A 22,981-nucleotide genomic window follows, 5' to 3' on the forward strand; every position below is an offset into this window, starting at 1 on the left:
AATAAAAATGTCTTATCGTAACATTTAGAATAATTTGACGAGTGTAAATGAATTAGATTATCATAATGATAAATATCTTTTTTATGTATGCATATAATATATAAAAAGGTGGTTGCTAATGTAGAATTTTGTTAGAGTATTAGAATGCTTACTTCACTTGAATAAAATTAAGTAGGAGGTGGCTTCCTTGCTTACAAAGTAAGTAAGGAAAAGTATTTGGACATATATAGTATAAGTATAGTGATTGTTTTAATTGCCTTAACGGCATTTTTCGTTGCAGCAGAATTTGCAATTGTTAAAGTGAGAAGTTCACGAATTGACTATTTAATTGCAGAAGGAAATAATCGTGCAACATCGGTCAAAACAGTCATTACAAACTTAGACGAATATTTATCTGCTTGTCAGTTAGGAATTACTGTTACAGCTTTAGGAATTGGGTGGTTTGGTAAACCTGCGTTAAAGCAAATGTTTGATACGCTTTTTGCAAATTGGAATATCTCTACTCAACTAGCAGACATTTTTGCTGTAACTTTAGTATTTTTGTTAATTACTTTTTTACATGTTGTAATAGGGGAATTGGCCCCAAAAACATTTGCAATTCAAAAATCTGAACAAGTGAGTTTGCTTGTTTCTAAGCCGTTAATTTTCTTTTATCGTATTGCATTCCCATTCATTTGGCTATTAAATGGTTCAGCTCGAATCATTACGAAGCTGCTAGGGCTGAAACCGCCGAAGGGGCATAATGAGATTCATTCAGAAGAAGAATTACGGTTGTTAGTTTCAGAAAGTTATAAAAATGGTGAGATTAATCAATCTGAATATAAATATGTAAATAAAATTTTTGAATTTGATGATCGGATTGCAAAAGAAATAATGGTACCTCGAACTGAAATGAATATTATAAGTAAAGAAATGCCTGCTGAAGAAGCTTTGCAAAAAATGTCTCGCGAAAAATATACAAGGTATCCAGTTGTTGATGGCGACAAAGACCACGTAATAGGTTTTGTGAATTTTAAAGATATTTTTACTGAGTTTGTACAACATAAAGCTGTTAATAAGAAGACAGTAGAGCAATATGTGAGACCAATTATTTTAGTTATCGATTCTATTCCAATTCATGATTTGTTTTTAAAAATGCAAAAAGAAAGAACACATATTGCTATATTGATAGATGAATATGGTGGGACATCTGGACTTGTTACTGTTGAAGATATTTTGGAAGAAATTGTTGGAGATATTCAGGATGAGTTTGATACGGATGAGCAGCCAGAAATTCAAAAGGTTAGTGAAACGAAGACGATACTAGAGGGAAAAGTACTTGTTAGTGAAGTGAATACGTTATTTGGTTTAGGGATTGATGATGATGGTGTTGATACAATCGGTGGTTGGATTTTAACGAAGAATATAGAGATTGCTGAAGAGGATTCCATTGAAATTGAAAATTATAAGTTTTGTGTGAAAGAATTAGATGGACATTATATAAAAAGATTAGAAGTTACAAAGATAGTAGAATCGATTGTTATTTTAGAAGATGAAAAACAAATTTCGTTACAAGAGCAAATTAGCTCGTAAACTCTGCTATATAGCAGAGTTTTTTTGAGCATAATGTTTTTTGAGGGATAGGGGCTATGATACAATGACATAAGTTGAACCTTTCACTAGGTGAAGTATTGTTGTATACATATATTTGGAAGGAGAAGAAGTATGAAAAAGCATTTATATATAAACGGAAATTGGAAATCTGTAAACACGTATAAACCATTATACGCACCATATTCTGAAGAAACATTAGCGGAAATTGCACAAGGAACGGAAGAAGATGTAAAAGAGGCTGTTACTGCTGCAAAAAATGCAATGATAAAAATGAATACATTATCTGCATATGATCGTGCGACTATTTTAGAGAAAGTTGCACAAAAAATGGATGAAAGAAGAGAAGAATTTGCAGAGATTATTGCAAAAGAAGCTGCAAAACCAATACGTGCTGCAAGGGGAGAAGTAGATCGTACTGTTCAAACGTACAAATTTGCAGCTGAAGAAGCGAAGCGTATATATGGTGAGACATTGCCATTAGACGCCGCACCTGGTGCAGATGGGCGTATTGCATATACAATCCGAAAGCCGATTGGGGTTATAGGGGCTATTACACCATTTAATTTCCCATTAAATTTAGTAGCGCATAAAGTTGGACCAGCAATCGCTGCCGGAAATACAGTTGTATTAAAGCCAGCTGATCAAACGCCATTATCATCTTATGCATTAGTTGAGTTATTTGAAGAGGCAGGATTGCCAAATGGAGCTTTAAATATCATTTCTGGCCCTGGCCCCACGGTTGGTGAGGCAATCGTCAAAAATGATTACGTTGCTTCTATTACTTTTACCGGAAGTCCAAAAGTTGGAATCGGAATAAAACAAAAGGCTGGGCTAAAACGAGTTACGTTAGAATTAGGCTCAAATGCTGCTGTTATTATTGATGAAGATGTAGAGTTAACAGATGAAATAATTGAACGTGTAAAATGGGGAGCATTTGTTAATAATGGGCAAGTTTGTATTTCAGTACAACGTGTTTTTGTACATGAAACGAAAATACATGAATTTCTCTCAAAGCTAAAGAAAGCGATGGAATCAGTTGTTGTTGGTGATCCATTGCTTGAGGAAACGGATGTATCAGCTTTAATTTCAAAAAAAGATGTAGAGCGAATTGATATGTGGGTTCAAGAAGCAATTAAGGAAGGAGCAACTGTTTTATGTGGTGGTAAGAAGCAGGATGCAAGAATTTTTGAACCGACTGTATTAACAAATGTTCCAAATCATGTATCTGTGCAGTGCCAAGAAGTATTCGGTCCACTCATGACAGTAAATACATTTAAAGAATTTGATGAAGCGATTGAGCAAGTAAATAATTCGCGTTACGGCTTACAGGCAGGAGTATTTACAAATAATTTATTTAAAGCAATGCGTGCAATTGATGAGCTAGAGGTTGGTGGTGTCATGATTAATGATATTCCAACGTTCAGAGTAGATCATATGCCTTATGGTGGTGTGAAAGAAAGTGGCACGGGACGCGAAGGAATTAAATATGCAATAGAAGAAATGACAGAAATGAAATTAGTATGTATTAAAAAATAAAGTGGAAAAACTTAAAACTTGCACTAAAAAACGAGTAGGAAATGTTTACGATTCCATACTCGTTTTTTACGCTTCTAGTAACTATTTAATTAAGTGTAACTTTTACTTCATTTCTTGTTTGAAAATAGTATCTTCTACATAAATTTGTTCTTTATCTATAGCAGTAGCATGAGTTAATACTAAACCGATTGGTGTTTTTGTATCTTTATTTTGAACAATTGTAAAAGGAACATTTTTTTCGTTTGCTAATTTAATGTATTTTGATAAATGTGGGTAAGCAATGCCACCATTTAGGAGGAGTTGTAATGATTGAGAAGAGCGCATGCTACCCGCCACTTCAGAGTATACATTACTTTGCATTACTTGACCGATTGTTAAAGCGATTTCCACACGCTCACGTAATGTAGTTAAATACATATTACGTTCTTCTGGTTTGTTTTGCTTTTGGCCGTAAATGCCTTCTTGGAGATAATCTTCCACATTTTTATTTACCATATTTTTCACACCTTTCATTTTCTATTGTACGCAAGAATTAAAAATGATGCAAAAAAAAGTCGTTTTGACTACGGAAATAATGAAAATATGTGAAGGAAAAAGGGGATTTGTATACAATTAGTTAAATAAGAAAGAAAAAATAATTTTATCAACAGAAATTAACAAAATGTGACAAAAATCTATTAACGAATCGTATTTTTTGTGTTAATATTCAAAATATAAAGGGTATTCGTCGTATGGAAATGGAGGGAATGGAGGTTTTTCCAATCGATAAGGATATTAAAGAAATATTTTGTTCACACTTGAAAAACAATAGGCACCAATTCGTAGAGAACTGGAAAAACAAAATGATAATTTCCGAAAAAGATCCATTTAAACTAGAAGTAGTTCAAAATGGAGAGGATTTACTAGAGTTAATTATCGAACTTACTATGGAAGATAAAGATATAAATTATCTTCAACCGTTATGTGAGAAAATTGCTATTGAACGTGCTGGAGCAGATGCGAATATTGGAGATTTTGTTTATAACGCAAACGTGGGAAGAAATGAACTTTTCGAAGCGATGTGTGAATTAGATGTTAGCGCTCGTGAATTGAAACCAATTATGGCAAAAATACATACTTGTTTTGACAAATTAATTTATTATACCGTTTTAAAATACTCGGAAATTATATCGAAGAATTTAGAGGAAAAACAGCAATATATTAACGAAACACATAAAGAAAGGCTGACGATTTTAGGGCAAATGTCAGCTAGTTTTGTACATGAATTTCGTAATCCGCTTACTTCCATTATGGGGTTTGTTAAATTATTAAAGGCGGATCATCCGAGTTTATCGTATTTAGATATTATTTCGCATGAATTAGATCAATTAAATTTTCGTATTTCGCAATTTTTACTCGTATCGAAAAAAGAAATGTGGAATGAATCGGAACGGTTTTGGCTTAATGACTTGTTTCAAGACATTATACAATTCTTATATCCGAGTTTGGTCAATGCGAATGTTTTGATTGAAAAGAATTTACCGTATCCAATTCCGCTTGTTGGTTATCGGAGTGAAGTGAGACAAGTATTTTTAAACATATTAATGAATTCAATTGATGCTCTTGAATCAATGAAAGAAGAACGAAAAATTATCATTGATGTATTTGAAGAAGATCAAGCTATTCGAATTGTGATAAAAAATAATGGACCAATGATTCCAGCTGAAAATGTAGAAACGATTTTTGAACCATTTGTAACTACTAAAAAGTTAGGAACTGGTATTGGATTATTTGTATGTAAACAAATTGTGGAAAAACATAATGGATCCATTATGTGTCGATCAGATAACGATTGGACAGAATTTCAAATTGCATTTCAAAAATAAACAGTCTACACCAAATGAATGGTGTAGACTGTTTTAATTTGTGAGTATAACGGCTTCTAATTTAGGATCTTTAGTTGAATAACCTACTATTGAAATTGTATAAATAACATTTGGTTCAACATTGAATTTTGGTATAGTCAATAAAACGTTTTTATTATCTGCGAGTGAAATTTCAATATCTGCTGTACCAGGGCTAACTTGCAAAAAGTCTGTTATTTGTTTAAAGAGTACATTTTCAAATAAATGATCCCCATCTTTTAAATCTACGTTTACAACAGGGGTATCTGGAGAGAAATGTGCAAACCGTATTTTGGCTTGACCAGCTGGTAAATGTGTATTATCAAGTATAGGCTGTAATTGTAGGTGATTATCACTATTTATTGCAGCAAGAGTATAAGTATGATTTCCCATTATTGGTACCAACGCTGAAAAGATTGGAGTTTCATTTCCGACAGGAACAATATCTATACGGTATTTACCTTGCACTAATGATAAATAAGGGCTGAATTGCTTAAATGAAATATTTTTAATAACCTTTTGTCCGTTTACTAAAATGTCAACCGCTGGTATATTTGGATCGGCATGAAAAATTCTTATATGTGACGGTAAAGCAGCTTCTTGTGAGTCTCTTGTTTCATACGCCTGTACAAGTTTTGATAGTGCATCGTAATATTTCATATATAATTCTATATATTTTTTAGGATTACGAAACTGATAGTAACGTGCGAGTTGTTCGTATTGTGTAACTTCTTGTCCATATTTTTCGATTTCAGATTGAGACATGAACATTCCTCCTTTGTCATCATTAAAACTATATGCGAAGCAAGAAAGCGGTTATGCAAAAAAAATGATTTTATAAAGGGAAAATTAAAAATTGACAACAAATATGTTTTCATAAAGAGGTGCTGGTGCTTACGAGAATTTCGCAGAGTAAAGCAGTACATATGACTGTACGAAAGTAAATAAATGCCAAATTGAAAGTGCATTTCAATTAACATATTGAATACATGTCCAAAAATCGCTAGAAAACTAGGGATTTTTTTAATTATAGGCAAATACACATACAAAGTGATAATTGTCCTACATAAATTATAAAGGAAAGATACTTTGAATCTGAGGAAAGGAGTGCCACTTCGGGATAGGGATATCCCGATAGTAATTGTGAATGAAGTTATGAAAAGGTTTTGTGTTATAGGCTGTAGGATGAATTTGTAAACTTCATTTTTCTATTTATTTTAGCAATTGACAGTATTAACCCATAAGAGAGCGTCATGACGAACTGATTAGTGTGGTTAATCGGTTCTTTTTTTATAGTTTAAAACTGAAAAGTTTACATAATGAATAGGAATCTGAATTGATTAGTAAGGTGGGTGTCGAAATTTGTTTTAAAATATGCAATTTAAAGTAGGATAATAGGAAGGAGTTTAACGGGAGTTCCGTCGAAGTGTACAGAATGTCGGCATTTAAGGACAGTTGGCATTATGCTATAAAAACATTTGGTGATGTAGTCATTTCATATAAAAAGGAGGGTTATTTGGGCGTATAGAAAAGGGTTGGTCTTCGGTTTTTTAGTTCTGAATTTTCTGTTTTATAAAAATTTTTAAGCACTCATTTGTATATTTTATAATAGTTTTTTGATAAATTCACTGCTTTTGCAGAGGATTCTTTTTTATGAAAGAAACGTCAATTTTCTTCATATATATATACAAATTGGAGAAATGGGGGAGCGCTATGCGCGATTACTTAATTAAACCACTTGTTGGTCAGCCGTATCCAATGATTTCACATGGAAAAGGTGTTTATTTGTATGATCAAAATGGCAATAAATATTTTGATGGTTCGTCAGGAGCAATTACGGCAGGTATTGGGCATGGCGTAAAGGAGATTGCAGACGTTATTAAAAAGCAAGCTGAGGAGATTGCTTTCGTTTATAGATCACAGTTTACGAGTGAACCAGCTGAAAAATTAGCGAAGAAGTTAAGTGATTTAAGTGTAGGAGATTTGAACTGGAGTTTTTTTGTAAATAGTGGCACGGAAGCGAATGAAACAGCTATGAAAATTGCAATTCAGCATTTTCAAGAGCGAGGTATTCAAGGGAAACATAAAATTTTATCAAGATGGATGAGTTATCACGGTATTACGATGGGTGCTTTATCGATGTCTGGGCATCCACTACGTAGACAACGTTTCGTATCTATTTTGGAAGATTATCCGACTATACCAGCTCCATATTGTTTCAGATGTCCTGTTCAAAAGGTATATCCAACTTGTCAGCTGGCATGTGCGACTGAACTAGAAAGATCAATTGAAAGAATTGGTGCAGAGCATATTGCTGCTTTTATTGCTGAGCCGATTATCGGAGCAGCTGGAGGCGCGGTTGTTCCGCCGAAAGACTATTATAAAGTCATTAAAGAGATTTGCGACCATTACGATATTTTATTTATTGCGGATGAAGTAATGACTGGGCTTGGTCGTACTGGAGCATGGTTTGCGATGGAGCATTGGGGCGTAGAGCCGGATATTATGACACTTGGTAAAGGGTTAGGAGCGGGATATACACCGATGGCAGCGACAGTTGTAAGTGATCGTGTTATGGAACCAATATTACGTGGATCACGTTCAGTAATGAGCGGTCATACGTTAAGTGCAAATCCATTGTCTGCAGCAACGGCTTTAGCTGTTATTGAATATATGGAGAAACATAATCTTCCTGAAAAAACAGCAGAAAAGGGAGAGTATTTAATAAAAGGCTTACAGAAAGTTCAGCAACAATCGACAATCATTGCTGATGTGCGCGGAAAAGGGTTGCTAATCGGGGTAGAATTGCAATCGTTTACAAAAGCGTCAGAGCTTATTTCAGTTGCAGCTAAAAATGGTCTGCTTTTATACCAAGCAGTTTCAGGGCAAGCAGGAAAAGAAGATAGTGCACTGCTTGTAGCACCGCCAATGACAACTACATATTCCGAGTTAGATGAATTACTTTCAATTTTCTCTAAAAGTGTGGAAGAGATGATGCAAAAAGGAGGGCATAGTATCGCATGACAACTATTACAAATACATTCGGTAAATTAAAAGAAATTGAGGAAGTAATTTCTTTGTTCCATGATGATATGACATTGATGTTTGGGGGATTTGGAGGGATTGGATCCCCTCCATCTTTAATACAGGCAATTTTAGAAAAAGGCGTTACAAATTTAAATTTAATTGGAAATGACACTGGATTTCCTGATGTAGGTATCGGTCGTCTTGTTACAAATGAAAGAGTTAAATCAATAATTACTTCTCACATTGGCTCCAATCCAAATGCAGGAAGGCAACTAAACGAGGGAAGGTTACAAATTGAGTTTTCTCCGCAGGGAACATTAGCAGAGCGTATTCGCGCTGGTGGCGTTGGTCTTGGTGGTGTTTTAGTTGATGTTGGTGTTGATACGATTGTGGAAGAGGGAAAACGAACAGTTGAAATGAATGGTAAGACCTACTTAGTTGAAACAGCATTAACTGCTGAAGTTTCAATTGTATATGCGAAAAAGGCAGATCCGTTTGGTAACCTTGTATTTGACAAAAGTGCACGAAATATGAATCCCCATGTAGCTATGGCTGGGGATATAACAATTGTAGAAGCAGAAGAAATAGTCCCGCTTGGAAGTTTAGATCCAGAGGAAATTGTCGTTCCAGGTGTTTTCGTAAATTATATTGTACCGTCGGAAGGAGTGAACTGGAAATGGGTATGGGCGTAGAAGTGAGGGATAAGATTGCTAGGCGTGCGGCGAAAGAAATACAAAATGGTATGATTGTAAATTTAGGTATTGGCATACCATCGCTTGTACCAAATCATTTGCCTGAAGATATAAATGTTATGTTTCATGCGGAAAATGGAATCGTCGGCATGGGACCAACGCCAAGTAAAGGGAATGAAGATGAAAATTTGTGTAATGCAGCAGGTTTACCAACTTCTCTTATAACAGGAGCAAGTTATTTCGATAGCTGCACAGCGTTTGGGATGATTCGAAAAGGTTTGCTAGACATAACGATTCTTGGTTCATTACAAGTAAGTGAAAATGGTGATTTAGCAAACTGGATTGTACCTGGAAAACGTGTTCCAGGTATTGGTGGAGCAATGGATTTAGCACAAAAAGCGAAGCGGGTCGTTGTTGTGATGAATCATGTTGATAAGTACGGAAATGCAAAAATTGTTTCAGAGTGTACATTGCCATTAACTTCAAAGAAATGTGTAGATTTAATTATTACTGATATGGCAGTCATGGAGGTAACTCCGAATGGACTTATATTACAAGAATTAATGAGCCCATACACAGTAGAAGATGTAAAACGACATACAGAAGCTGATTTTCAAATTAGTTCTAACTTACTAGTAATTGAATGAAGGGAGATGTAATATATGGAGCAATTAAAAAAGCAAGTTTGTGATTATATTGAGAGCCATGAAGAGGAAAGTGTGAAATTTTTAAAACGATTAATTCAAGAAAAGAGCGTATCTGGTGATGAAAGCGGTGCGCAGGCAATTGTGATTGAAAAATTACGTGAATTAGGTTTAGAGCTCGATATATGGGAGCCTTCTTTTTCTAAAATGAAAGATCATCCTTATTTTGTATCACCCCGTACAAGTTTTTCAGATAGCCCAAATATTGTAGCAACTTTAAAAGGAAGTGGCGACGGGAAATCTATGATATTGAATGGGCATATTGATGTAGTTCCAGAAGGGGATGTGAATCAGTGGGAACATCATCCTTATAGCGGTGAGAAAATCGGAAATCGTATATATGGCCGTGGAACGACGGATATGAAGGGCGGAAATGTCGCACTTATGCTTGCGATGGAAGCGATTATTGAATCTAACATTGAATTAAAAGGAGACATCTATTTTCAAAGTGTAATAGAAGAGGAAAGTGGCGGAGCAGGGACATTAGCAACTATATTACGAGGATATAAGGCAGATGGTGTCATTATTCCGGAGCCTACTAATATGAAGTTTTTCCCGAAACAACAAGGTTCCATGTGGTTTCGTCTACGTGTAAAAGGGAAAGCTGCACACGGTGGAACGCGCTATGAAGGGGTTAGTGCAATTGAAAAAAGTATGTTTGTTATAGAACATGTAAGAAAGCTAGAGGAGAAAAGAAATAGTCGAATTACAGATCCGTTATTTAAAGAAATTCCGATTCCAATTCCAATTAACATTGGGAAAATTGAAGGAGGGAGTTGGCCAAGTTCTGTTCCCGATGAATTAATTTTAGAAGGAAGATGCGGTGTTGCGCCGAATGAGACTATAGAGGCGGCAAAAGAAGAGTTTGAGAATTGGATTGCTGAATTAAATGATGTGGACAATTGGTTTGTTGAAAATCCAGTAGAAGTAGAATGGTTTGGAGCGAGATGGGTTCCTGGTGAACTAGAAGAGAATCATGAACTCATTACGACACTTCATCACAACTTTGTTGAAATCGAAGGGAACGAACCAATTATTGAAGCATCTCCGTGGGGGACTGATGGAGGTTTATTTACACAAATTGCAAACGTACCAACAATAGTATTTGGTCCAGGAGAGACGAAAGTAGCACACTATCCAAACGAATATATAGAAGTTGATAAAATGATAGCTGCCGCAAAAATTATTGCATGTACATTACTAGATTGGTGTGAGGTGAAAAAATGAAATACTATGAATCTTTTAGAGAACAGACGAATTGTTATACAGTAGAAGGTGTTTTAGATTATTTTAATAAGCGTATTCGGGTAGATCACTATACAGGAAATGTTGAAAGTATTATACAGACAATTGACGAACTAGCAGAGAAACATTCTTTCACTAAATGTATTATTAAAGGAAAGGGAGAGCATGTTTCAACATGGCTCTCTTTCGGTTTTTTGTTGGAAGCAACGATACCTCATTATTTTCAAGGACACGATGCATACTTTTTGGTGAAATATAATAATGATGAAAGACGAAATAGTATGCATTGGATTGAGGAAGATACTATATTAAGCGGTGTAAAAGGAAAAGAAATAAAAGAAAAAGTAGTTCCAGAGAAATTTTTGCTGAGAAAAGCGACTGAAGAAGATGCAGAAGAATTAGCAACTGTATTCGGAAAAGTATTTGAAGTGTATCCGACACCTTTAAATGAAGCGAGTTATGTATTACAGACGATGAAAGAAGACGATACAATTTACTACGTGTATGAATTTGAGGGGAAAATTATTAGTACAGCATCTGCAGAAATGAACATAAAGGAAGGGAATGCAGAATTAACGAATTGTGCTACTTTACCTGAATACCGTAAACATGGATTTATGAAAAGTTTACTAATTAAATTAGAGGAAGAACTTCAAGAAAGATCTATTTTCTGCTCCTATACAATTGCTCGATCGCTTTCTTTCGGAATGAATGCTGCCTTTCATCAATTAGGCTATACGTATACAGGAAGACTGGCGAATAATTGCTACATTTTCGATAAGTTGGAAGATATGAATATATGGGTGAAAGATCTATCTAGCTATTCGAAAGCAGTAAAACTTCCGCCTCAAAATTTGGCTGTAAAGCAAAACAGTTAGGTGGAGCTGGGTGTTTGAAAAAGCCGTACTAATTAGAGTTTCGAGTTATCTAATGAAAATATAAAATTGATTAAAATTATAGAACGGAATCGTCATGCTTACAATCGCACATAGGTGTGCCGAAAATTCGGCATGTAATTGCTGGATTTTCGGCAAGAGGGGGGATGACATTGCTAGCAGTTTCGACACAAGAAGTCATTGAAGCGATTTTGGGCAGTATTGATGAGGCTATACACGCTGTAGATGAAAATGGAATTACAATATTTTATAATTCTGTAGCTGCAAAACACGATGGATCGAAGATTGAAAAAGTGTTAGGGAAACATCTGTTAGAAGCGTTCCCGTCTTTATCAAGGGAAACGAGTACATTGATGAAAGTACTAGATACAAAAAAACCTATCGTACATCAGGTACAACATTATCAAAATTTAAATGGTGAAGATGTTTGTACAGTAAATACGACGTTACCTATTTTTATAGATGGGAATATTGCTGGGGCTGTTGAAATTGCAAAGGATTACTCTACAATTCAAAAGCTTACTGACACAATTGTTGACTTACAGTCGAAAATAAAGCGATCATCTAGAAAAAAAGTGATTAAAAAGCACGCTGCATTTGAGACGATAGTGACAAATGATACGCGGTTTAAACAGACGAAAGAGTTAGCACAAAAAGTAGCACCAACAGACGCGAATGTTTTAATATATGGTGAAACAGGAACAGGAAAAGAACTGTTCGTACAAGCAATTCATGAAGCTTCTAAAAGAAAAAACAAGCCATTTATTGCACAAAACTGTGCAGCTTTACCAGAGTCGCTATTAGAAAGTTTATTGTTTGGAACGACAAAAGGAAGCTATACGGGAGCGATTGAAAGAGCTGGGCTATTTGAACTTGTTGATGGTGGGACATTATTTTTAGATGAACTGAATTCAATGCCTCTTGATTTGCAGGCAAAAATGTTACGAGTGTTAGAAGATGGAGTCATTAGAAGAATTGGTGATAATAAGACGAGAAAAGTAGATGTTCGTGTTATTACCGCGATGAACCAGCCTCCAGAAATATGTTTACGAGAGAATAAAATTCGCACTGATTTATATTATCGCTTAAACGTATTTTCATTATATATCCCACCGCTTCGTGAAAGAACTGAGGATGTACTATTATTAGCATCTTATTTTTTGAAAGAATATAATAAAAGTTATAAAAAAGGTGTACTTCAAATTGATGAGGAAGCGAAAGATAGACTGCAAGCTTATCAGTGGCCTGGAAATGTACGGGAGTTAAAACATACGATTGAACATGCTGTTATTATTGCAGAAGGGAATACATTAACAGCCAATTGTTTACCACGTACATTTCGGAAAGAGAAGTTTTCGAAGAAGAAGGGTATAATGCCACTTAGAGAAGCACTTCATCAAACAGAAAAAGAATTAATAGATCAAGCGTTGATTGAAACGGAAGGGAATATATTACAAGCCGCAAAAATGTTGGGTATCCCTCGTCAAACGCTTCAATATAAACTGAGCAAGTACGACAAAACCGCCGAATAATCGGCGGTTTTTGTGTGTTTGCACCAATAAAAGAGCGTTTACATATATAAAAAGTAATGAATATGATGTTAAGTATTGATTTCATACAACGCTTAAAAATATTTTTTCGCTTATGTAATAGGGTTCTCCGCACATTTACTTATCAACAATGTAAAGTTGGCATAACTATTGCTTATATAAAGGATGAGCGTATAAAAAGGGGGAATAGCAATGTTACATGATGTATACAAACCAAATCGTCACTGGAAGGATATCGAATTATGGAAAGATGTTACTGAAGAGCAATGGAATGATTGGGTTTGGCAATTAACGAATACGATCAAAACGTTAGATGACTTAAGAAAAGTAATTAACTTAACACCTGAAGAAGAAGAGGGCGTTAAAATTTCAACGAAAACGATCCCGTTAAACATTACACCGTACTATGCTTGGCTAATGAATCCTGATGATCCACGCTGTCCGATTCGGATGCAATCAGTACCGATTTCGGAAGAGTTATATAAAACAAAATATGATTTAGAAGACCCACTTCACGAAGACGAAGATTCACCAGTTCCAGGGCTAACACATCGTTATCCGGACCGTGTACTATTCTTAGTAACAAATCAATGTTCTATGTATTGTCGTTACTGTACACGTCGTCGTTTTAGTGGACAAATTGGAATGGGTGTACCGAAGAAACAATTAGATGATGCAATTGCTTATATTCGTGAAACGCCACAAGTACGAGATGTATTAATCTCCGGTGGTGACGGACTTCTAATTAACGATAAAATTTTAGAATATGTATTAAAAAATTTACGAGAGATTCCGCATGTTGAGATTATTCGTATCGGAACGAGAGCACCAGTAGTATTCCCACAACGTATTACAGAAAATTTATGTAACATTATTAAAAAATACCATCCAGTATGGTTAAATACACATTTCAATACATCTATTGAAATTACTGAAGAATCGAAAAAGGCATGTGAAATGTTAGCGAATGCTGGTGTTCCAGTCGGAAACCAAGCAGTAATTTTAGCTGGTATTAACGACAGCGTTCCAATTATGAAAAAACTTATGCATGACTTAGTAAAAATCCGTGTACGTCCATACTACATTTATCAATGTGACTTATCTGAAGGTATCGGTCACTTCCGTGCACCAGTATCTAAAGGTCTTGAAATTATTGAAGGTTTACGTGGACACACATCTGGTTATGCTGTTCCGACATTCGTTGTTGATGCGCCAGGTGGAGGCGGTAAAATTGCACTTCAGCCAAACTATTTAATCTCACAAAGTGCAGATAAAGTTGTACTTCGTAACTTTGAAGGTGTTATTACGACGTATCCAGAGCCAGAGAGCTATATTCCAGGAAGAGCGGAAGGATACTTTAAAGAGATTTATCCGAACTACGAAGAAAAACGTTCAGATGTTGGTATCGCAGGTCTTATGAGCGATAAGAAATTTAACCTCGTTCCAGACGACTTACAGCGTATGAACCGTCGTAAAGACTACGAAGATAATGATACTCATGCATCTTTAAAAGATAAACGTGATAAGCGCGATCAATTAAAAGATAAAAAATATCAAGCACAAATGGCTAAGTTAGAAGAAAACGACAAAAAAACTGAGGGTGATGCAGTATGAATTGTATGTGGTGTGACAGTACAGAAGCGAAAGAAAGCTTGAATACTGTATATTGGGAATTACCAGATGGTACGAAAGCCATTGAAATCCAAGAGACACCATGTATTTCTTGTTCCTCGTGCGGGATGGACTATCAATCAGACCATACAGTAAAAGAAATTGAAGATCAATTATTCTTAATTTACACGAAAGATTTACCAAAACAACTAACATATGAAGAATTAATGGGAAGACCGCGTCTATTAAAAAGAAATTATTTCGACTTTTAACCAGCTTTTATGCTGGTTTTTTTCTTTTTTGCCTTGTATAATGTACCCAAGTTAGAAAGGTAGGGAATATTTTTGAAAAAGACATTTTACCATTATATGATGAAGCATCGTGCAGCTTTATTTAGAAATGAAATTTCAGATTTAGCAGAGGCGATGTATGATGATTTAAGTTTTCCGAAGCAATCTGAAGACTATGATGAAATTAGTTCATACTTAGAGTTGAGCGGAATGCTAGAAAGTATGTCTATATTTGATGAAGCCTGGGATTTATACATACAAGATAGATAAAAACTATTTGAAAACATACAGAATACATTACTTTATTTAAAGTGAAGTATTCTGTATGTTTTTTTATTATGAAATTTGTTGATTTGAAGCTAGTCTAGTTACTAGCTTTTGTTTGAGTGTAATGTAAATTTTATAAGATTATATTTTTTATTGAAAAAATTTATGAATATAAGCTTCTGTGATAAGCGTTTTTATGTAGGTTGCATATACTGATATCAAAATCACGACGTCAAAAAAAGGAGAGATAGAGATGGCAAGAAAAAAACAACCTAAATACAACGTAGGGGACATAGTCGTGATTACGCTATATGGAACCGTTGGGAAAATCACAAATATGAAGATTTTAGATGGAGTTTATGTATACGAAGTCAATAATCATGATGGATTTTACGTAGAGCAAACATTGCAGCACGTTACAGAGCAAGATATGAAAAAGGGCGATACGGAGTGGATTGAATTAAATTATAATTTCACGTTTGGTGATCTTGTGCAAGTAACTGGATATGATAAAGATGTTTTCCGTATTGTTGGTTTTCGTACAGAAGTATGGAGATATAAGAATGACGCATGGGAAGATACAATTTATGAATTGTCACGGATTACGGATGGTGAATGGTTAGAAGCGGATGAATCAGATTTAACGTTACTCGCCAATGCTCAAACGGCAAATGCAATTTTGAAGAAAATGAAACAAGATAAAGCAGGTATGAATAAATTAGATTTAGGAAAGTTAAAGTCAATTAACAACTCGAAAAAAGTGAGTGTTAAGACGAATCGTCAAGAAATCATTGATGGATTACTTGATATTTATAACGATTATCAATTATTGTTCGATACATTTAAAGATGAAGAATATAAAATTGTAATGGATGTTGTTCATAATTATTTAGTTAAATTGACAGAGAAAAAATAGTTAACTAGAAAGAGAGAATAAATTGAACAACAACATATGCAGTATAAGGTATGCCTACAACTATTAAAAAAATAAAAAGCCACTTTATAAGAGAGTCTGCCCATTGATCTTCATGCATGAACTCTTCTTTTGTTTGTCCTACTTCATATTGATTTTCCATTATTATTTCCCCCTTTGAATAGCTTGTACTACAATCGTATGCATCTCGTCCAAAGCTTATGACCTATAAAAAAATAAAATCTATTTTTCTAATCTCATATACATAATTTTGAGATTTTTTCATAAAACAGAAATAAAGGAGTGATGCTCATGAAGGAAATTGAAGTCGTGATTGATACGGAAGAGATTGCGGAGTTTTTTTATGAGCAACTAATTGAAAGAGGGTACGTTCCAAAACGAGAAGAAATTGAAGATCTCGCAGATATTACATTTGAGTATTTATTAGAGAAATGCATGATTGATGAAGTTTTTGATGAAGAGGATGAATGAAAGTAACGACGGGCATAACTCGTCGTTTTTTACTCTTTACAAACCTGTCACAAATATAGTCAATAATTATTGGTATAATGAAAAGGAAATTTTACTCAAGAGGTGAAGGAATGTTCAAAAAAATTATTGATTCTTTATTAGGAAAGAAAAAATATCGTTCGTATTCAAGTAGTGATTATCGTCGTAGAGGGCGCTCGTATTCAAGTAGCGATTATAAACGACGTTCATCTGGTTATGGACATCAACATTATAAAAGAAAACGTAAAAGCCGTAGCTTCTTTTCAAGTAGCTGATGAAATGGCGTCGTGTACTAGCATTATTTGATAGACCACTGCGAAAAAATACAATTGTTGCAGAGCGTTATAAAATTGAATCAGTAATTGGAATGGGCAGTTATGGGGTTACATATGTCGTTAATGATTTACAAATAAATAGATATAAAGTCTTAAAACAATTAAGACAAAGTAAACAAAGATATGAGTCTGGTAGAAAATCATTTGAACAAGAGAAAATGATTTTACAAACATTAAATCATCATGCAATTCCTAGTCTATATGATCATTTCTTATGGGAGAAAAAGAGCTTCTTTGTGATGGAGTACATGCCTGGTAAAAATTTTGAAGATTATATTTTCATAGATGGGTATGTATATACAGAACGTGAAGTTTTTGAGATTTTATATGAAATATTAGAAATTGTATCGGTGTTTCATAGTGAAGGCATTATTCATCGAGATTTACGCATTCCAAACATACTAATGAAAGAAAATCAAATTAGTATTATCGATTTTGGATTGGCTAAATGGAAAGGTGAAGATGATGAGCGAGCTACAACTTACGAAGGTGAACAAGCTTTGATGCGAGAAGTTCACTTTCGTAGCGACTTTTATGCGCTCGGTCATTTCTCATTATTTTTATTATATGCAGGATATGAATCTAATGAAAAACAGGAAAAACCATGGTACGAAGAATTAACTTTGGAACATTATAATCGTGAAATGCTTATGCGAATGTTACAAATAAAAACGCCGTACTATGAGAATGTACAAGATTTAAAACAAGATGTAGCTTCTGCTTTAGAAAGGATGGAGACTCCATGTTTCAAAAGTTTTTAGCAAGCGTTGGTATTGGAAGTGCAAAGGTAGATACTGTTCTTGAAAAAGATGAGTATATTGTTGGGGAAGAAATAGTTGGAAAGGTTCATATAACTGGAGGTTCAGTTAGCCAACAAATTGAAAGCATTTACTTAACATTATCGACGTCGTATGTACGAGAAGTGGATGATAAAAAAGTAACAGCAACATATGATTTAGAGCGAGTACGCTTAACAGAACCTTTTTCTGTAGAACCGAATGAAAAAGTTGAAATTCCATTTTCTTTTCCAATGCCAATTGAAGCACCACTTACACTTGGTATGAAAACGGTTTGGATTCATACAGGTCTTGATATTAAACGTAGTATAGACCCAAGTGACCGCGACTACGTTCAAGTGTTACCTAATGCATTATTAAGTAGTGTTTTAGATAGTGTAAATGAATTAGGGTTTAAAGCACGTCATATAGAATGTGAAGAATTACCGCATCGATTACGTAAGCAAGTTCCATTCGCACAAGAATTTGAGTTTATTCCGGTTTCTGGAGAGCATTATGGGAAATTAGATGAATTAGAATTATTAATCTTGCCACGTGCATACGACCGACTAGAAATTATTATGGAAGTAGATAGAAAATCACGTGGATTAGCTGGTTTATTCGCTGAGGCGCTTGATCTTGATGAGAAGGTGATTCGTTTTACCGTAACAAGAGAAGATATCCCTGAGATGAAGCAAAAAATTAATAATTATATTTTTTAATAAACTATGCATAAAAAAGAAATGGAGAGGAAAACTAAAACAACCGCTCCATTTTTTTGCATAGTGAGGTTATGTATGTGAAACGATATCGACATTTATACTTGCTAAGTTTTACGTTACTCATTTGTTTTGTCGTATTATCACTTTCGTATCATACCGCTTGTATTGAGAACTTTGACAATATAGTCGCACATTTTATTCAAAGCTTTCGAAACGATTATTTGACGACCTATTTTACTTGGGTGTCTTTTATCGGTTCCAAAAGAATATATTTTCCATTACTCATTATTCTTGTAATGTATTTTCTCGTTAGAAAAAAGTTACTTAGTGCGTTACTTCTAACAATTAATTACTACGGATCTCGTTATTTAAACAGTATGCTTAAACTATGGTACGAACGAGCAAGACCTGATGTCACGCAGCTTGTTACTGCAACTGGATATAGTTTTCCGAGCGGTCATACGATGAATGCTACTGCTTTTTTAGGATTTATTGCATACGTCACAATTACTGAAGAGCGTATTTCGTTGCATAAAAAATTGTTAATTATTCTTATAGCAAGCTTTGTTGTATTATCTATTTCAGTTAGCCGAATATATCTTGGCGTGCACTATCCATCTGACATATTAGCAGGATGGGCAGCTGGCGGTAGCTGGCTCGTTTTATGTGTTATATTCCATAAAACGTTCATAAAAAAAGAACCTATGTCATAATAGGTTCTTTTTTCATTGGCTCAACATGAATGTGTGCATGGTAAATTCCAAATTTTTTGCGCAGCATAGCTTCGATGTTGTCGGTAATACAGTGACTTTCTCCAACATCCATGCGAGCATCTACTTCAATTGTAATATCAACGTACGTTTGATTCCCATACATACGTGCTCGAATATCTACAATGTTTTCCACACCGCCAATATGCTCAATAGCATCAGCGTATTCTTCCATTTTATCAGGATCAATTCCATCTGTTAGCATATGAGAAGATTCTACGAAAATCTCCCATGCAGTTTTACAAATAATAAGACCGACAATTAAAGCGGCAATAGGGTCTAAAATAGGCATTTGGAACTGAGAACCGACAATACCTACTACGGTACCAATACTTACGAGTGCATCTGATAAATTATCCTTTGCAGCGGCTTCTAATGATTTACTTTTTGTTCGTGCTGCAATTTTTTTCGTATACAAATACACGCAGTACATAACGACAGCAGAAAATAAAGCAACCCATGCAGCGAGTACATTAGGCGCTGCTTGTTTCGGATTTAAGAAAGATTGAATGGCACTAATAACAACTTCTAATCCGACTGTTGCCATAATGAAGGACGCAACAAGTGATGCGATTTGTTCGGCACGCGAATGCCCATACGGATGATCTGGGTCACGAGGTTTACGAGATATTTTTAGACCAATTAATATCGCTAAAGAAGCACCGATATCCGTTAAGTTATTTAAACCGTCAGCGCGTAATGCGCTAGAGAGGGTAATATAACTGATGATGATTTTCATAGAGGATAAAAATATGTAGGCCATAATGCTGACAATAGCACCTTTATCAGCTTCTTTATGAGAAAGAGTATCCATTTTAATCACTCACCTTTCTTTAAAGGAATTTCTTTCTATAAATAGAGTATCAAACGAAAGTCGTGTGGGTCTATACAAACATTGTTGACGTTTTATAGCTTTTTAAGAAGGGGATAACAAAGTTTCGTAAAGGAAAAATATGTTGAAAAGTACAAAGTCAAGGTGTGAACCTAATTGGAGTTTATTTACTAAAGAGATAGGAGGGTAGATGGATGAGGAAACGAATACTTTTCTTACTACGTATTATTCTTATCATGACAAGGTGTAATTCATTAAACGATGAAAAACTTCAAAAGATAATTGTGAAAATAGATGAAAACCCTCTGAAAAATATTTTCCAGAGGGCTTTCATTTTAGTATGCTTCTAAAAACTCAGTAACTTGCTCTTCTGTTTTTGCATTAGCACTATGTAAGTGGCCTAGCTTCTCACCGTTTTGGTATACAAGTAAACTTGGAATACCCATTACTTGATACTCTTCAGCGATACTTGGAAACTCATCTTTATTGATAGAGTACCATTCAAATTTATTGAACTCTTCCATTACATCTCCGATAAAGTTGTCCATACGTACGCAATCTGGGCACCATGTAGTAAAGAACTTAACAACTACAGGCTCCTCGCTTGCGATGATGTCTTTGAATTCTTGTTCTGTTTTAATTTCTTTCATAAGTAAAACTCCTTTCAATATCACACGAATTTATATGCAAAATTCGTATTTGCAAACATGTTGCAAACTTATTATTTGTTTTTTAGTTTTGTAGTTCGTTCACACTTATAAAATTATATGTAACATGACTGCGCTACTAAGTGTGAAAATAATGGAACCTCACTTTTCTTTATAAGCTTTTTCCAGGATTGTGTCAAACTTTTGAATTTTATACAGAAATTAAAGAAGCCCACACTTTGATTGAGTATGGGCAGAGTGACTAAAATTAATCGCTTATTAATTTCGAATAGATATTTAAATCGATAAGCTTTCCAGCTGATTTTTCGCTCTTTCTCAGAATCCCTTCTAGATTAATTAACTTTTATTATACAAGAAAATAACTACATTGAACAAAAGCGTTAATTGGAGGTAACGAAATGACAAACTCATCAATTGAATATTGCGTTCAGTGTGATTAAGAAAGTGGTGTATAAAGATGGGACGAGATGAGAGTTACTTCCGAGCTAAAAAAAGAGTAGATAATTTAAACTCATTTTACATGCATTTAACCATCTACATACTAGTCAATCTGATGCTTTTTTACTTTTTAAGTAGTGAATTAGCTATTTTTTATTTTATAAAGAAATAACTCCGAAGCTCATATCCTTTCATGATAATATAAGGTGAAGAGGAGGGCCTTCCCTCTAATTATTAGTACACACTAATAAGGTTTTACGGGTAGTTAATTTTTTATCTAACTTCCTCGTATGTACTGAATTTTAATGTGAAAATGTTCGTTAATAGGAGATAAAAGAAAAAAGAGGATATATGAATGCTTGTATTAGGTTTTATATTAATTGGTTTAGGTGTTTTTATTGTTTGTCTGACTGTAATTGATGGAATCAGAGAGACAAAGGAACATAGTTTCGGTGGGTTTAAAGATTTTATTATTATTGTGCTGGTGCATATTATAGAAATAATCAGTGATTTATGGGGATTCCGATTGCTATTTATATTGATAGGATTGGTTTGCATCGGATTTGGCGTTGCTATTTTAATAGTGGAATTGTAGTGGAAGATAAGTAAAGGGCATCTAATTAAGATGCCTTTTTATATTAATTCCAAAAATTGAATAAGGTTAGAAATTATATGGTTGTAATGGGAATTGAGGGATATGAATAAAAAAATTTTATCCCGCTATTTGTCGGGCAGTAAATACCCCCACCTCAAAATTCAGCGGAAGCAAAGAAGTTAGGTGGGGTCGGGCTGCCAGTAAAAGCCCGATTGGTGAGAGCTGATTAAAGTTTCACTTTATTAGGGATTTGCCTTAAACATTTATTACAGTCAAGAATATTTATAATAATATGAACTAAAAAAGGTCCAATTTTTGTAATGTTGGAGGGGATTATTGTGGACATAACTCAAAGCGTATCAAGAATAGTGGTTAATGGGAAAGACCTTTCTTTCACTTCAGTTCAAACCTCTGCATGGAATCATGGACCTGTAAATGATTTAATCGTTACGACGAATCAGAGAGTGAATGAGCTTTATCAATTCATGTGGTCGCAAGTACCGGTTACGATTTCGGTATATTTCCTTCAAGGAGCGGATTTACTTAGGTTCGTTAGGGTTGCGGGAATTAATGAGCGTGTAACAGGAGAATATGTATATCATTTTATTTGGTGATAAGAAGGAGTCAAAGTAGTCTAGCAGCTACTTTTTTATTTTGTCATTTGAATATAAGCGAGCGGACTAGCTTTATAGTACCCACTGAAATAAAGAATCATAATATAATTTGTAATAAATTATACGGGAAGGGAGCTGAAAATCATGTTTTATTCATATTTTAATTCTGAAACTGGTATGCGACCAGCGTATGGTACATCTATAACGTATAGTGGAGCACAAAGTACAGTCCAAGCTATTCAACAAGCATTGCAAATGCAACAACAATTGCAAATGCAGCAGCAAGGTGTACAAACGTATTATTCATCCGTAGAGTATTTTTACCCAGTACATCAAGTTACACCGTACGGAAGTTCTTTTCTGGCTATTCCATATGGGACTGTATACAACTTATAACTAGTAAGGAATGAAGTGGTGTATATAAATAAGGGTGCAGGTTAATAGCGCCCTTATGAATAATAAAAATAGCTAGTCCAAACCTTATAAATCAATCTTACATAATATGTAGTAATAA

The 22,981-nt window shown here is 34.5% G+C and carries 26 protein-coding genes and 1 pseudogene; 22 read left to right on the top strand and 5 right to left on the bottom strand.

Annotation, left to right across the window (positions count from 1 at the left end; all coding sequences use genetic code 11):
• The first annotated feature begins 216 nt into the window (after positions 1–216).
• Positions 217–1,572 carry a hemolysin family protein gene (locus tag BLT20_RS08555; protein WP_033684403.1) on the top strand — a complete coding sequence of 452 codons (1,356 nt, stop codon included), beginning with the start codon at positions 217–219 and terminating at the stop codon, positions 1,570–1,572.
• Between the two features lie 132 nt (positions 1,573–1,704).
• Positions 1,705–3,129 (top strand): aldehyde dehydrogenase family protein, encoded by a 1,425-nt coding sequence (locus tag BLT20_RS08560; protein WP_000716482.1) that lies wholly within the window; start codon positions 1,705–1,707, stop codon positions 3,127–3,129.
• A 102-nt stretch (positions 3,130–3,231) separates the two neighbouring features.
• Here BLT20_RS08560 and BLT20_RS08565 read toward each other — a convergent pair whose 3' ends face one another.
• Positions 3,232–3,624 carry a YueI family protein gene (locus BLT20_RS08565; protein ID WP_000247558.1) on the bottom strand — a complete coding sequence of 131 codons (393 nt, stop codon included), beginning with the start codon at positions 3,622–3,624 and terminating at the stop codon, positions 3,232–3,234.
• Between the two features lie 236 nt (positions 3,625–3,860).
• On the opposite strand from BLT20_RS08565, the gene BLT20_RS08570 reads away from it, so the two are divergent.
• A complete protein-coding gene (locus BLT20_RS08570) occupies positions 3,861–4,994 on the top strand; it encodes a BA2291 family sporulation histidine kinase (protein WP_000425086.1) in 1,134 nt (377 codons plus the stop codon).
• A 33-nt stretch (positions 4,995–5,027) separates the two neighbouring features.
• On the opposite strand, the gene BLT20_RS08575 is transcribed toward BLT20_RS08570, so the two are convergent.
• Positions 5,028–5,777: a DUF4397 domain-containing protein gene (locus BLT20_RS08575; protein WP_000083284.1), complete on the bottom strand. Its 750-nt coding sequence runs from the start codon at positions 5,775–5,777 to the stop codon at positions 5,028–5,030.
• A gap of 948 nt (positions 5,778–6,725) precedes the next feature.
• Here BLT20_RS08575 and BLT20_RS08585 point away from each other — a divergent pair.
• From BLT20_RS08585 to BLT20_RS08630, 10 genes are all read left to right on the top strand, one after another.
• Positions 6,726–8,036, top strand: coding sequence for an aspartate aminotransferase family protein (locus BLT20_RS08585; protein ID WP_021727616.1), 1,311 nt, complete (start codon positions 6,726–6,728; stop codon positions 8,034–8,036).
• On the top strand, positions 8,033–8,731 hold the full coding sequence (gene atoD / locus BLT20_RS08590; RefSeq protein WP_000208102.1) for an acetate CoA-transferase subunit alpha: 699 nt from the start codon (positions 8,033–8,035) through the stop codon (positions 8,729–8,731). Before BLT20_RS08585 ends, atoD begins: the two co-directional genes overlap by 4 nt.
• The gene (locus BLT20_RS08595; RefSeq protein WP_000525291.1) at positions 8,716–9,378 is read left to right on the top strand and encodes a CoA transferase subunit B; all 663 of its coding nucleotides are present in this window, start codon (positions 8,716–8,718) and stop codon (positions 9,376–9,378) included. The genes atoD and BLT20_RS08595 overlap by 16 nt, the downstream gene beginning before the upstream one ends.
• Positions 9,379–9,393: 15 nt before the next feature.
• The gene (locus tag BLT20_RS08600) at positions 9,394–10,662 is read left to right on the top strand and encodes a peptidase (RefSeq protein WP_000436698.1); all 1,269 of its coding nucleotides are present in this window, start codon (positions 9,394–9,396) and stop codon (positions 10,660–10,662) included.
• Positions 10,659–11,558, top strand: coding sequence for a putative beta-lysine N-acetyltransferase (gene ablB / locus BLT20_RS08605; protein WP_000878607.1), 900 nt, complete (start codon positions 10,659–10,661; stop codon positions 11,556–11,558). Before BLT20_RS08600 ends, ablB begins: the two co-directional genes overlap by 4 nt.
• 164 nt (positions 11,559–11,722) lie before the next feature.
• Complete coding sequence (rocR, locus tag BLT20_RS08610; protein WP_011110073.1) at positions 11,723–13,108, top strand: arginine utilization transcriptional regulator RocR; 1,386 nt, start codon at positions 11,723–11,725, stop codon at positions 13,106–13,108.
• A 210-nt stretch (positions 13,109–13,318) separates the two neighbouring features.
• Positions 13,319–14,740, top strand: a complete 1,422-nt coding sequence (gene ablA, locus BLT20_RS08615) for a lysine 2,3-aminomutase (protein ID WP_000902142.1) — start codon at positions 13,319–13,321, stop codon at positions 14,738–14,740.
• Positions 14,737–15,009 carry a YokU family protein gene (locus BLT20_RS08620; protein WP_000995763.1) on the top strand — a complete coding sequence of 91 codons (273 nt, stop codon included), beginning with the start codon at positions 14,737–14,739 and terminating at the stop codon, positions 15,007–15,009. The genes ablA and BLT20_RS08620 overlap by 4 nt, the downstream gene beginning before the upstream one ends.
• A 72-nt stretch (positions 15,010–15,081) precedes the next feature.
• Complete coding sequence (locus BLT20_RS08625; protein ID WP_000750717.1) at positions 15,082–15,297, top strand: YozE family protein; 216 nt, start codon at positions 15,082–15,084, stop codon at positions 15,295–15,297.
• Between the two features lie 250 nt (positions 15,298–15,547).
• Positions 15,548–16,210 carry a hypothetical protein gene (locus tag BLT20_RS08630; RefSeq protein ID WP_000101491.1) on the top strand — a complete coding sequence of 221 codons (663 nt, stop codon included), beginning with the start codon at positions 15,548–15,550 and terminating at the stop codon, positions 16,208–16,210.
• A gap of 4 nt (positions 16,211–16,214) precedes the next feature.
• Here BLT20_RS08630 and BLT20_RS08635 read toward each other — a convergent pair whose 3' ends face one another.
• The gene (locus BLT20_RS08635; RefSeq protein WP_000431486.1) at positions 16,215–16,370 is read right to left on the bottom strand and encodes a DUF3930 family protein; all 156 of its coding nucleotides are present in this window, start codon (positions 16,368–16,370) and stop codon (positions 16,215–16,217) included.
• Positions 16,371–16,519: 149 nt separating this feature from the next.
• Between BLT20_RS08635 and BLT20_RS08640 the strand changes: the two genes are divergently transcribed.
• The 5 genes from BLT20_RS08640 to BLT20_RS08660 all read left to right on the top strand — a co-directional run bounded on the left by BLT20_RS08640 (position 16,520) and on the right by BLT20_RS08660 (position 19,263).
• The gene (locus BLT20_RS08640) at positions 16,520–16,699 is read left to right on the top strand and encodes a YozD family protein (RefSeq protein ID WP_000658451.1); all 180 of its coding nucleotides are present in this window, start codon (positions 16,520–16,522) and stop codon (positions 16,697–16,699) included.
• A gap of 110 nt (positions 16,700–16,809) precedes the next feature.
• A complete protein-coding gene (locus BLT20_RS08645; RefSeq protein ID WP_000473371.1) occupies positions 16,810–16,992 on the top strand; it encodes a hypothetical protein in 183 nt (60 codons plus the stop codon).
• The gene (locus BLT20_RS08650; RefSeq protein WP_000872063.1) at positions 16,992–17,813 is read left to right on the top strand and encodes a serine/threonine protein kinase; all 822 of its coding nucleotides are present in this window, start codon (positions 16,992–16,994) and stop codon (positions 17,811–17,813) included. The genes BLT20_RS08645 and BLT20_RS08650 overlap by 1 nt, the downstream gene beginning before the upstream one ends.
• On the top strand, positions 17,795–18,550 hold the full coding sequence (locus BLT20_RS08655; protein ID WP_000486625.1) for a sporulation protein: 756 nt from the start codon (positions 17,795–17,797) through the stop codon (positions 18,548–18,550). Before BLT20_RS08650 ends, BLT20_RS08655 begins: the two co-directional genes overlap by 19 nt.
• Positions 18,551–18,627: 77 nt before the next feature.
• Positions 18,628–19,263, top strand: a complete 636-nt coding sequence (locus BLT20_RS08660; RefSeq protein WP_000833370.1) for a phosphatase PAP2 family protein — start codon at positions 18,628–18,630, stop codon at positions 19,261–19,263.
• Here BLT20_RS08660 and BLT20_RS08665 read toward each other — a convergent pair.
• Both BLT20_RS08665 and BLT20_RS08670 read right to left on the bottom strand, forming a co-directional pair.
• The gene (locus BLT20_RS08665) at positions 19,253–20,134 is read right to left on the bottom strand and encodes a cation diffusion facilitator family transporter (RefSeq protein WP_000380385.1); all 882 of its coding nucleotides are present in this window, start codon (positions 20,132–20,134) and stop codon (positions 19,253–19,255) included. The genes BLT20_RS08660 and BLT20_RS08665 overlap by 11 nt on opposite strands.
• A gap of 353 nt (positions 20,135–20,487) precedes the next feature.
• On the bottom strand, positions 20,488–20,802 hold the full coding sequence (locus BLT20_RS08670; protein ID WP_000658787.1) for a thioredoxin family protein: 315 nt from the start codon (positions 20,800–20,802) through the stop codon (positions 20,488–20,490).
• A gap of 475 nt (positions 20,803–21,277) precedes the next feature.
• Here BLT20_RS08670 and BLT20_RS08680 point away from each other — a divergent pair.
• The 4 genes and pseudogenes from BLT20_RS08680 to BLT20_RS08695 form a co-directional block, all read left to right on the top strand.
• A pseudogene (locus BLT20_RS08680) lies at positions 21,278–21,382 on the top strand (2TM domain-containing protein); the annotation flags it as partial.
• A 231-nt stretch (positions 21,383–21,613) separates the two neighbouring features.
• A complete protein-coding gene (locus BLT20_RS08685; RefSeq protein WP_000960639.1) occupies positions 21,614–21,853 on the top strand; it encodes a hypothetical protein in 240 nt (79 codons plus the stop codon).
• 338 nt (positions 21,854–22,191) lie between these two features.
• Positions 22,192–22,467 carry a hypothetical protein gene (locus tag BLT20_RS08690; protein WP_000355695.1) on the top strand — a complete coding sequence of 92 codons (276 nt, stop codon included), beginning with the start codon at positions 22,192–22,194 and terminating at the stop codon, positions 22,465–22,467.
• A 144-nt stretch (positions 22,468–22,611) separates the two neighbouring features.
• On the top strand, positions 22,612–22,863 hold the full coding sequence (locus BLT20_RS08695; RefSeq protein WP_000500099.1) for a DUF3947 family protein: 252 nt from the start codon (positions 22,612–22,614) through the stop codon (positions 22,861–22,863).
• Positions 22,864–22,981 lie beyond the last annotated feature (118 nt).

The sequence above is a fragment of the Bacillus sp. cl96 genome (assembly GCF_900100505.1).
In the GTDB taxonomy this organism is placed as follows: domain Bacteria; phylum Bacillota; class Bacilli; order Bacillales; family Bacillaceae_G; genus Bacillus_A; species Bacillus_A cereus.

Bases quoted from the DNA above. Each gene is read 5' to 3' on its own strand.
- BLT20_RS08635 (WP_000431486.1), bottom strand. From the start codon at position 16,370: ATGGAAAATCAATATGAAGTAGGACAAACAAAAGAAGAGTTCATGCAT.
- BLT20_RS08655 (WP_000486625.1), top strand. From the start codon at position 17,795: ATGTTTCAAAAGTTTTTAGCAAGCGTTGGTATTGGAAGTGCAAAGGTA.
- ablA (WP_000902142.1), top strand. From the start codon at position 13,319: ATGTTACATGATGTATACAAACCAAATCGTCACTGGAAGGATATCGAA.
- BLT20_RS08630 (WP_000101491.1), top strand. From the start codon at position 15,548: ATGGCAAGAAAAAAACAACCTAAATACAACGTAGGGGACATAGTCGTG.
- BLT20_RS08585 (WP_021727616.1), top strand. From the start codon at position 6,726: ATGCGCGATTACTTAATTAAACCACTTGTTGGTCAGCCGTATCCAATG.
- BLT20_RS08640 (WP_000658451.1), top strand. From the start codon at position 16,520: ATGAAGGAAATTGAAGTCGTGATTGATACGGAAGAGATTGCGGAGTTT.
- BLT20_RS08645 (WP_000473371.1), top strand. From the start codon at position 16,810: ATGTTCAAAAAAATTATTGATTCTTTATTAGGAAAGAAAAAATATCGT.
- BLT20_RS08560 (WP_000716482.1), top strand. From the start codon at position 1,705: ATGAAAAAGCATTTATATATAAACGGAAATTGGAAATCTGTAAACACG.
- BLT20_RS08620 (WP_000995763.1), top strand. From the start codon at position 14,737: ATGAATTGTATGTGGTGTGACAGTACAGAAGCGAAAGAAAGCTTGAAT.
- BLT20_RS08595 (WP_000525291.1), top strand. From the start codon at position 8,716: ATGGGTATGGGCGTAGAAGTGAGGGATAAGATTGCTAGGCGTGCGGCG.
- rocR (WP_011110073.1), top strand. From the start codon at position 11,723: ATGACATTGCTAGCAGTTTCGACACAAGAAGTCATTGAAGCGATTTTG.
- BLT20_RS08575 (WP_000083284.1), bottom strand. From the start codon at position 5,777: ATGTCTCAATCTGAAATCGAAAAATATGGACAAGAAGTTACACAATAC.
- BLT20_RS08565 (WP_000247558.1), bottom strand. From the start codon at position 3,624: ATGGTAAATAAAAATGTGGAAGATTATCTCCAAGAAGGCATTTACGGC.
- BLT20_RS08570 (WP_000425086.1), top strand. From the start codon at position 3,861: ATGGAAATGGAGGGAATGGAGGTTTTTCCAATCGATAAGGATATTAAA.
- BLT20_RS08670 (WP_000658787.1), bottom strand. From the start codon at position 20,802: ATGAAAGAAATTAAAACAGAACAAGAATTCAAAGACATCATCGCAAGC.
- BLT20_RS08695 (WP_000500099.1), top strand. From the start codon at position 22,612: ATGTTTTATTCATATTTTAATTCTGAAACTGGTATGCGACCAGCGTAT.
- BLT20_RS08650 (WP_000872063.1), top strand. From the start codon at position 16,992: ATGAAATGGCGTCGTGTACTAGCATTATTTGATAGACCACTGCGAAAA.
- atoD (WP_000208102.1), top strand. From the start codon at position 8,033: ATGACAACTATTACAAATACATTCGGTAAATTAAAAGAAATTGAGGAA.
- BLT20_RS08685 (WP_000960639.1), top strand. From the start codon at position 21,614: ATGCTTGTATTAGGTTTTATATTAATTGGTTTAGGTGTTTTTATTGTT.
- BLT20_RS08600 (WP_000436698.1), top strand. From the start codon at position 9,394: ATGGAGCAATTAAAAAAGCAAGTTTGTGATTATATTGAGAGCCATGAA.
- BLT20_RS08665 (WP_000380385.1), bottom strand. From the start codon at position 20,134: ATGGATACTCTTTCTCATAAAGAAGCTGATAAAGGTGCTATTGTCAGC.
- ablB (WP_000878607.1), top strand. From the start codon at position 10,659: ATGAAATACTATGAATCTTTTAGAGAACAGACGAATTGTTATACAGTA.